General features: G+C 50.6%; 11 protein-coding genes. 1 reads left to right on the top strand and 10 read right to left on the bottom strand.

From position 1 onward, the window contains the following. The 9 genes from FDW98_RS09335 to fkpA form a co-directional block, all read right to left on the bottom strand. Window positions 1–599, bottom strand: a 599-nt coding sequence (locus FDW98_RS09335) for a GTP-binding protein (RefSeq protein WP_137398836.1), incomplete at its 3' end; no start/stop codon positions are given. Window positions 600–669: 70 nt separating this feature from the next. Further along, window positions 670–2,784 carry an elongation factor G gene (gene fusA / locus FDW98_RS09330; protein ID WP_096759315.1) on the bottom strand — a complete coding sequence of 705 codons (2,115 nt, stop codon included), beginning with the start codon at window positions 2,782–2,784 and terminating at the stop codon, window positions 670–672. A 96-nt stretch (window positions 2,785–2,880) separates the two neighbouring features. After that, on the bottom strand, window positions 2,881–3,351 hold the full coding sequence (gene rpsG / locus FDW98_RS09325) for a 30S ribosomal protein S7 (protein WP_016154763.1): 471 nt from the start codon (window positions 3,349–3,351) through the stop codon (window positions 2,881–2,883). Window positions 3,352–3,446: 95 nt separating this feature from the next. Beyond that, a complete protein-coding gene (gene rpsL / locus FDW98_RS09320; RefSeq protein WP_003023654.1) occupies window positions 3,447–3,821 on the bottom strand; it encodes a 30S ribosomal protein S12 in 375 nt (124 codons plus the stop codon). 125 nt (window positions 3,822–3,946) lie between these two features. Continuing rightward, the gene (tusB, locus tag FDW98_RS09315) at window positions 3,947–4,234 is read right to left on the bottom strand and encodes a sulfurtransferase complex subunit TusB (RefSeq protein ID WP_096759314.1); all 288 of its coding nucleotides are present in this window, start codon (window positions 4,232–4,234) and stop codon (window positions 3,947–3,949) included. 6 nt (window positions 4,235–4,240) lie between these two features. Further along, window positions 4,241–4,600 carry a sulfurtransferase complex subunit TusC gene (gene tusC / locus FDW98_RS09310; RefSeq protein ID WP_096759313.1) on the bottom strand — a complete coding sequence of 120 codons (360 nt, stop codon included), beginning with the start codon at window positions 4,598–4,600 and terminating at the stop codon, window positions 4,241–4,243. Beyond that, window positions 4,600–4,986, bottom strand: a complete 387-nt coding sequence (gene tusD / locus FDW98_RS09305; RefSeq protein WP_096759312.1) for a sulfurtransferase complex subunit TusD — start codon at window positions 4,984–4,986, stop codon at window positions 4,600–4,602. Before tusD ends, tusC begins: the two co-directional genes overlap by 1 nt. After that, window positions 4,986–5,708, bottom strand: a complete 723-nt coding sequence (locus FDW98_RS09300; protein ID WP_003023643.1) for a transcriptional regulator — start codon at window positions 5,706–5,708, stop codon at window positions 4,986–4,988. Before FDW98_RS09300 ends, tusD begins: the two co-directional genes overlap by 1 nt. Before the next feature lie 129 nt (window positions 5,709–5,837). Continuing rightward, window positions 5,838–6,656: an FKBP-type peptidyl-prolyl cis-trans isomerase gene (gene fkpA, locus FDW98_RS09295; protein WP_096759311.1), complete on the bottom strand. Its 819-nt coding sequence runs from the start codon at window positions 6,654–6,656 to the stop codon at window positions 5,838–5,840. Window positions 6,657–6,887: 231 nt separating this feature from the next. On the opposite strand from fkpA, the gene FDW98_RS09290 reads away from it, so the two are divergent. Next, complete coding sequence (locus tag FDW98_RS09290) at window positions 6,888–7,106, top strand: protein SlyX (RefSeq protein ID WP_003023639.1); 219 nt, start codon at window positions 6,888–6,890, stop codon at window positions 7,104–7,106. A 113-nt stretch (window positions 7,107–7,219) separates the two neighbouring features. On the opposite strand, the gene slyD is transcribed toward FDW98_RS09290, so the two are convergent. Beyond that, on the bottom strand, window positions 7,220–7,849 hold the full coding sequence (gene slyD, locus FDW98_RS09285) for a peptidylprolyl isomerase (protein WP_137398835.1): 630 nt from the start codon (window positions 7,847–7,849) through the stop codon (window positions 7,220–7,222). Window positions 7,850–7,879 lie beyond the last annotated feature (30 nt).

Genomic DNA, 7,879 nt, shown 5'->3' with positions numbered 1-7,879 from the left:
ATGTAAGAATCCAGGTAGCCAGCCAGTTCAACGATTTTAGCTTCCCACTCTGCTTCGCCTTCCAGCGCTTTCAGAGCAGAACCACGAACGATCGGAGTATCGTCGCCCGGGAAATCGTACTGAGACAGAAGCTCACGAACTTCCATTTCTACCAGTTCCAGCAGCTCTTCGTCATCAACCATGTCGCATTTGTTCAGGAACACGATGATGTACGGAACGCCAACCTGACGACCCAGCAGGATGTGCTCACGAGTCTGCGGCATCGGGCCGTCAGTCGCAGCAACAACCAGGATCGCGCCGTCCATCTGCGCAGCACCGGTGATCATGTTTTTAACATAGTCGGCGTGGCCCGGGCAGTCTACGTGTGCGTAGTGGCGAGACGGGGTGTCATATTCAACGTGAGAAGTGTTGATGGTGATACCACGTGCTTTTTCTTCCGGTGCGTTATCGATCTGATCGAATGCACGAGCAGAACCGCCGTAGGTTTTAGCCAGTACGGTGGTGATTGCAGCGGTCAGAGTAGTTTTACCGTGGTCAACGTGGCCGATGGTGCCGACGTTAACGTGCGGTTTTGTACGTTCAAATTTTTCTTTAGACACGGCTATATTCCTTACTATAGTGCTCTCCCCTTATAGAGAGAGCACGGGATTTTGGTTTTTAACCTGCGGCTTATTTACCGCGGGCTTCGATTACGGCCTGAGCAACGTTGTTCGGCGCATCATCATACTTCAGGAATTCCATAGAGTAAGATGCACGACCTTTGGTCAGAGAACGCAGCTGAGTTGCATATCCGAACATTTCAGACAGCGGAACTTCAGCATGAATCTGAACACCAGTAGCGTTAGATTCCTGACCTTTCAACTGACCACGACGACGGCTAAGGTCACCGATGACGTCACCAGTGTTCTCTTCCGGCGTTTCTACTTCAACCTTCATGATCGGCTCAAGCAGAACAGGTTTCGCTTTCTTAAAGCCATCTTTGAAGGCGATAGAAGCAGCCAGTTTAAACGCCAGCTCAGAGGAGTCAACGTCATGGTAAGAACCGAAGTGCAGACGCACGCCCAGATCAACAACCGGATAGCCAGCCAGCGGGCCAGATTTCAGCTGTTCCTGGATGCCTTTATCAACGGCCGGGATGTATTCGCCAGGAATTACACCACCTTTGATGTCGTTGATGAACTCGTAGCCTTTCGGGTTTGAACCCGGCTCCAGCGGGTACATGTCGATAACAACATGACCGTACTGACCGCGACCACCAGACTGCTTAGCGTGTTTACCTTCGATATCGGTAACTTTCGCGCGAATCGCTTCACGGTAAGCAACCTGAGGTTTACCGACGTTCGCTTCAACGTTGAATTCACGCTTCATGCGGTCAACGATGATGTCGAGGTGCAGCTCACCCATACCAGCGATAATGGTCTGGTTAGATTCTTCGTCAGTCCATACGCGGAAAGACGGGTCTTCTTTAGCCAGACGGCCCAGAGCCAGACCCATTTTTTCTTGGTCAGCTTTGGTTTTCGGTTCTACCGCGATGGAGATTACCGGCTCAGGGAATTCCATACGCTCCAGAATGATCACGTGGTCTGGATCACAAATGGTGTCACCAGTTGTCACATCTTTCAGACCGATCGCAGCCGCGATATCGCCCGCGCGAACTTCTTTGATCTCTTCACGCTTGTTGGCGTGCATCTGTACGATACGACCAAAACGTTCACGAGCCGATTTCACTGGGTTGTAAACAGTATCACCGGAGTTAACCACGCCAGAGTACACGCGGAAGAAGGTCAGGTTACCCACGAACGGGTCGGTAGCGATTTTGAATGCCAGAGCAGCAAACGGCTCTTCATCGCTAGCGTGACGCTCAGCCGGAGTATCTTTACCGTCGTCCAGAATACCGTTGATCGCAGGTACGTCGATTGGGGATGGCAGGTAATCAATTACCGCATCCAGCATCGCCTGAACACCTTTGTTCTTGAACGCAGAACCACAGGTTACCAGGATGATTTCGTTGTTCAGAACGCGCTGACGCAGAGCAGTCTTGATCTCTTCTTCAGTCAGTTCTTCACCACCGAGGTATTTCTCCATCAGCTCTTCTGAAGCTTCTGCAGCGGACTCGATCAGGTTCTGGTGCCATTCTTCAGCCAGTTCCTGCATGTCTGCCGGAATATCTTCATAAGTGAAGGTTACGCCTGCGTCTTCTTCGTTCCAGTTGATGGCTTTCATTTTCACCAGGTCAACAACACCGGTGAAATGTTCTTCAGCACCAATAGCCAACTGCAGCGGAACAGGGTTCGCGCCCAGACGGGTTTTGATCTGACCAACAACTTTCAGGAAGTTCGCACCCATACGGTCCATTTTGTTAACGAACGCAATGCGTGGAACTTTATATTTGTTAGCCTGACGCCATACGGTTTCAGACTGCGGCTGAACACCACCAACTGCGCAGTAAACCATTACTGCACCATCAAGCACACGCATGGAACGTTCTACTTCGATTGTGAAGTCAACGTGCCCCGGGGTGTCGATGATGTTTACGCGATGCGGTTCATACTGCTTGGCCATACCAGACCAGAATGCAGTAGTCGCTGCGGAGGTGATAGTAATACCACGCTCCTGCTCCTGTTCCATCCAGTCCATGGTGGCTGCGCCGTCATGAACTTCACCGATTTTATGGTTTACACCGGTGTAGAACAGAATACGTTCGGTAGTAGTGGTTTTACCGGCGTCGATGTGCGCACTGATACCGATGTTACGGTAGCGCGCGATGGGTGTTGTACGAGCCATTTGATTCCTCGTTTATCTTTTAGGCGTTCAATTTAAGTAGCCCAAAGCGGGCTGCTTACAGGAAGCGCCCGCCTGGTGACTATTACTCCGAAGGGATTACCAACGGTAGTGTGCGAACGCCTTGTTGGCTTCTGCCATACGGTGAACGTCTTCACGTTTCTTAACTGCAGTACCTTTGTTTTCTGCAGCATCAGAAAGTTCGTTCGCCAGGCGCAGAGCCATGGATTTATCACCGCGTTTACGAGCAGCTTCAACGATCCAACGCATTGCCAGAGCATTACGACGAACCGGACGGACTTCAACTGGTACCTGATAAGTAGAACCACCAACGCGGCGAGACTTAACTTCGACAGTCGGGCGCACGTTTTCGAGGGCTACTTCAAAGGCTTCCAGGCCATCTTTACCAGAGCGCTGAGCCAGGGTCTCCAGGGCGCTGTATACGATGGTTTCTGCAGTAGATTTTTTACCATCTACCATCAGGATGTTTACAAATTTAGCCAGCAGCTCTGATCCGAACTTAGGATCCGGCAGAATTTTACGCTGACCAATGACGCGACGACGTGGCATGGGAATACTCCGTTGTTAATTCAGGATTGTCCAAAACTCTAAGAGTTTAGTTTGACATTAATATAAAACGTTTGGCCTTACTTAACGGAGAACCATTAAGCCTTAGGACGTTTCACGCCATACTTGGAACGTGATTGCTTACGGTCTTTAACGCCGGAGCAGTCAAGCGCACCACGAACGGTGTGGTAACGAACACCCGGAAGGTCTTTTACACGACCGCCACGGATCAGGATCACGGAGTGTTCCTGCAGGTTGTGACCTTCACCACCGATGTAGGAAGTCACTTCAAAACCGTTAGTCAAACGCACACGGCATACTTTACGCAGTGCGGAGTTTGGTTTTTTAGGAGTGGTGGTATATACACGGGTACATACACCACGTTTCTGCGGGCAGGCTTCCAGCGCAGGCACGTTGCTCTTTGCAACTTTGCGTGCGCGTGGTTTGCGTACCAGCTGGTTAACTGTTGCCATTAAATAGCTCCTGGTTTTAGCTTTTGCTTCGTAAACACGTAATAAAACGACCTCATACAATATGAGGACGCAGAATTTTAGGTCGGTGTCGAAAAGGTGTCAAGAAATATACAACGATCCCGCAATTACCAGGCAATCTGGTTGGGATGCTTCACCGTAAGTCTGACGAAGTCAATATAGCTAACCCTGACGACACTGTCTGAAATTTGACCACCCAACCCGCGAGCCTTAATGTCTTCTTCCAGTACATAAACCTTAATGGAGGCATTTTGCAGCGTTTCAAGGAAACGGCTGCCTTCTATGGCGGCAGTCACGCCGTCCTGAAGCAATAAAAGCTCATCGTCTGCGCCAACAAGACGCAGCAGGGAGGAGAAGTCAGTCAGCCACGCTGAGCGATGTAGAGTATGCAGCATGCGCGTTTAGAACCTCATAATGACGTCATAGTTGCCCAGTTCACGGCGCAGTTCTTCAGGTTCAAGTACCGTCGCATCGACAACGAATTTCATGTCCGTATCAAGGCCACGTTCGCGCAATGAGGCAGCGCACAGCCAACATTGTTCTATATCGTACAGCCCCAACAATTTGAAGGTCGCAATATAGTCCCGTGCCAGAATGAGATCAGGTTTTTGCTCTGGCAGGATTTGGAAGACGCCGTCCCCGATAAAAAAGACGCCGAGATCTTCTGTTAGTGCTGATGTCGCCAGTAGTGCATCCAGACCTTCACGGCCCGATGCGCTCCCGTGAGGCACGGTGGAAAATACAAAAGCGATTCGATTCATTAGAACTGCACCACGCGATCGCACGTCAGGGATGCCTCAGCGAGCGAACCCAGCCCACTAAGGTTAAAACCCGCTTGTAAATTAGCCCCAGCCAACGCCAACCTCTCTGCTTCAGTTTCATCAACAACGCCGCGGCGTAGCGCCGCTGCCACGCAGATATTTAGCTCTACGCCATACTGTTGATTAAGCTGTTGCCAGGCGCGAACCAGATCAAATTCATCACTGGCGGGCGACGTCAGCAGATTGGCGTTATACACGCCTTCACGATAGAAAAAGACACGGCTTAACTCATGACCTTCTTCAATCAATGCGTGAGCAAATTGCAATGCGCTGCTCGCCTGCTGCGTACCATAAGCAGGTCCAGTCACGACGATAGCAAAGCGCATTACTTGTCTTGCCCCTGGAAATCACCGCTCTTGAACTGGCGAATATAAAGATAAACCGTGTGCTTGGAGATGTTCAGGCGGTCAGCAACCTGGTTAATAGCATCTTTGATATCGAAGATACCTTTCTCATACAAGTTCAGGACAATCTGACGATTCTTCGCATTGTTGGAGACGTTACGATCGGCATTCACTTCTTCAATCGTGAACTCCAGCGTCTGGGTAACCAGATCTTCCACTGATGAGGCGAAGTTCACGGCAGAACCCACTTCTGGGGTTTCCGGTGGAATAAAGGTATTCATTATCTGCGAGAAAGGAACATCAAGGTTCATATTGATACACAGCAGACCAATTACGCGATGCTCACGGTTGCGAATGGCAATCGTCACCGACTTCATCAAGACACCGCTTTTCGCACGTGTGAAGTAACACTTCGACACGCTGCTATCCGCACCCGTCATATCATGCAGCATGCGCAACGCCAGATCGGTAATCGGTGAGCCAATTTTACGACCCGTATGTTCACCGTTAGCAATGCGAATAGCTGAGCATTTCAAATCCTGCAAAGAGTGCAATACGATTTCACAATGGGAACCAATGAGCATCGCCAACCCGTCCACTACCGCTTCGTAGGATTTAAGGATATCGAAGTCGGTTTGATCGAAAGGACGTTGATCCAGCAAATCTAGCTCACTGGTTTCGTTGGTTAAAAGCGACCTGGACATGAAAAAAAGCACTCCTTTTCAGGAGCCTGTCGTTATGTTGTCAGGGCAGGCTCATCACTATTAGGGGCATCTAAAGTAATACAGCGCACGAGGCGCTTTCCAGTATTGTGGGCGGCGGTTTTAGGTAACTTATTTTTTGCTGCTGTCTGCAGCTTTTTCAGCCGGGGCAGCATCTGGTTTAGCGTCGGCTTTCGGGGCCGGTTTGATGTCCAGCAGTTCAACATCAAACACCAACGTGGAGTTTGCCGGGATACCCGGAACGCCGGTTTTGCCATATGCCAGATCCGGTGGAATAACCAGCTGGATTTTACCGCCTTTCTTGATGTTTTTCAGACCTTCGGTCCAGCCTGGGATAACACCGTCAAGACGGAAAGAGAGCGGCTCACCACGCGTATAAGAGTTATCAAACTCTTTACCATCGATCAGTGTGCCTTTGTAGTTCACTACAACGGTATCGCTGTCTTTCGGTGCTTCACCAGTACCTGCTTTCTCTACTTTGTAGACCAGGCCAGTAGAAGAGGTTTTAACGCCTTTCTCTTTAGCAAACTTCTCGCGGTACACTTTACCTTTGGCTTCGTTATCAGCCGCGTCTTTTTCCATTTTCGCCTGAGCGGAAGACTTCACGCGCGCTTCGAACGCCTGCAGGGTTTGCTCGATTTCCTGGTCGGACAGCTTGCTCTTATCAGCAAACGCGTCCTGAACACCAGCGATCAGCTGGTCTTTATCCAGTTTGATGCCCAGTTTTTCCTGTTCTTTCAGGGAATTTTCCATGTAACGACCCAGAGACGCGCCCAGCGCGTAAGCAGATTTTTGGTCGTCATTTTTGAATACGGCTTTGCTGTCAGCAGTAGCGGCTGGTTTCGCAGCATCGGCGGCGAAGGTGATCGGGGCATGTAGAGCTACGGCCATCGTGGTCGCCAGCAGCGTTACTTTAAACAGTGATTTCATCCATCTCTCCAGGGCCGGGGCATCTCACCCCAGGGTTAACTAACACAAAAATGTACTATAAAGCGTTGCAGAACAAATCAACATACGGGCACGCCCTATTATCACCACTTTTCAGACTCTTTTTGTTTAAATTAGTTTCGTTGCGAAGGAATGAGTGCTGTGCAAACAGACAAAGTTGAGTAAAATTCGCCGCAGTCCGCGATCTGCCGGAAATAACAGAAGAGGTGAATCATGCAGGATACAACGATGGAAACCCGCCTGGCTGAGCTGGAAAGTCGCCTGGCATTTCAGGAAATCACCATTGAAGAACTCAACGTGACGGTCACCGCTCACGAACTGGAAATGGCTAAACTGCGCGATCATCTGCGTCTATTGACGGAGAAGCTTAAAGCAACGCAGCCATCCCATATTGCGTCGCAGTCTGAAGAGACGCCACCACCGCATTATTAAGACGTAAAAAAAGCGGGGTTTCCCCGCTTTTTTTGTGCCGGATGACGACGTAAACGTCTTATCCGTCCTACGGTAGGCCTGATAAGCGTAGCGCCATCAGGCAATCATACCGATTAGTGGCAACCGCAGCCGCCGCCGTTACCTTTGCCTTTACCGCCGCCACCGCAGCAGCCTTCGCCGCCGTGTTCATGACCATGACCATGATCGTGGTCGTGGTCGTGGCCGTGACCGCCGCAGCAACCATCGTGACCATGTTCGTGATCGTGGTCATGGCCGTTTGCACCGTGAACGTGGCCGTGAGCCAGTTCTTCTTCGGTTGCTTCACGGATAGCGATAACTTCTACGTTGAATTTCAGATTCTGGCCAGCCAGCATGTGGTTACCGTCAACCACGACGTGGTCATCTTCCACTTCGGTAATTTCTACCGGTACTGGACCCTGGTCGGTTTCCGCCAGGAAACGCATGCCAACCTGCAGTTCGTCAACGCCCATGAAGACGTCTTTCGGCACGCGCTGCACCAGGTTTTCATCATACTGACCGTAAGCGTCGTTTGCGCCAACAGCAACATCGAATTTATCGCCAACTTCGTGACCGTCCAGCGCTGTTTCCAGGCCAGAAATCAGGGAACCGTGACCATGCAGGTAGTCCAGCGGTGCACTCACCGGAGACTCATCAACCAACACACCGTCTTCTGTACGTACCTGATAGGCCAGGCTGACCACCAGGTCCTTTGCTACTTTCATGATATCTCCTGAGCATGGAAAGAATAGTGG

Origin of the sequence: Citrobacter sp. wls711, assembly GCF_005281055.1 — a bacterium.
Taxonomy (GTDB): Bacteria; Pseudomonadota; Gammaproteobacteria; order Enterobacterales; family Enterobacteriaceae; genus Citrobacter; species Citrobacter gillenii.
This window is presented reverse-complemented; position numbering and strand designations above follow the sequence as displayed.

Coding starts and splice junctions, on each gene's coding strand:
- rpsG (WP_016154763.1), bottom strand. CDS start 3,351: ATGCCACGTCGTCGCGTCATTGGTCAGCGTAAAATTCTGCCGGATCCT.
- FDW98_RS09290 (WP_003023639.1), top strand. CDS start 6,888: ATGCAGGATACAACGATGGAAACCCGCCTGGCTGAGCTGGAAAGTCGC.
- rpsL (WP_003023654.1), bottom strand. CDS start 3,821: ATGGCAACAGTTAACCAGCTGGTACGCAAACCACGCGCACGCAAAGTT.
- slyD (WP_137398835.1), bottom strand. CDS start 7,849: ATGAAAGTAGCAAAGGACCTGGTGGTCAGCCTGGCCTATCAGGTACGT.
- FDW98_RS09300 (WP_003023643.1), bottom strand. CDS start 5,708: ATGTCCAGGTCGCTTTTAACCAACGAAACCAGTGAGCTAGATTTGCTG.
- tusB (WP_096759314.1), bottom strand. CDS start 4,234: ATGCTGCATACTCTACATCGCTCAGCGTGGCTGACTGACTTCTCCTCC.
- tusC (WP_096759313.1), bottom strand. CDS start 4,600: ATGAATCGAATCGCTTTTGTATTTTCCACCGTGCCTCACGGGAGCGCA.
- fusA (WP_096759315.1), bottom strand. CDS start 2,784: ATGGCTCGTACAACACCCATCGCGCGCTACCGTAACATCGGTATCAGT.
- tusD (WP_096759312.1), bottom strand. CDS start 4,986: ATGCGCTTTGCTATCGTCGTGACTGGACCTGCTTATGGTACGCAGCAG.
- fkpA (WP_096759311.1), bottom strand. CDS start 6,656: ATGAAATCACTGTTTAAAGTAACGCTGCTGGCGACCACGATGGCCGTA.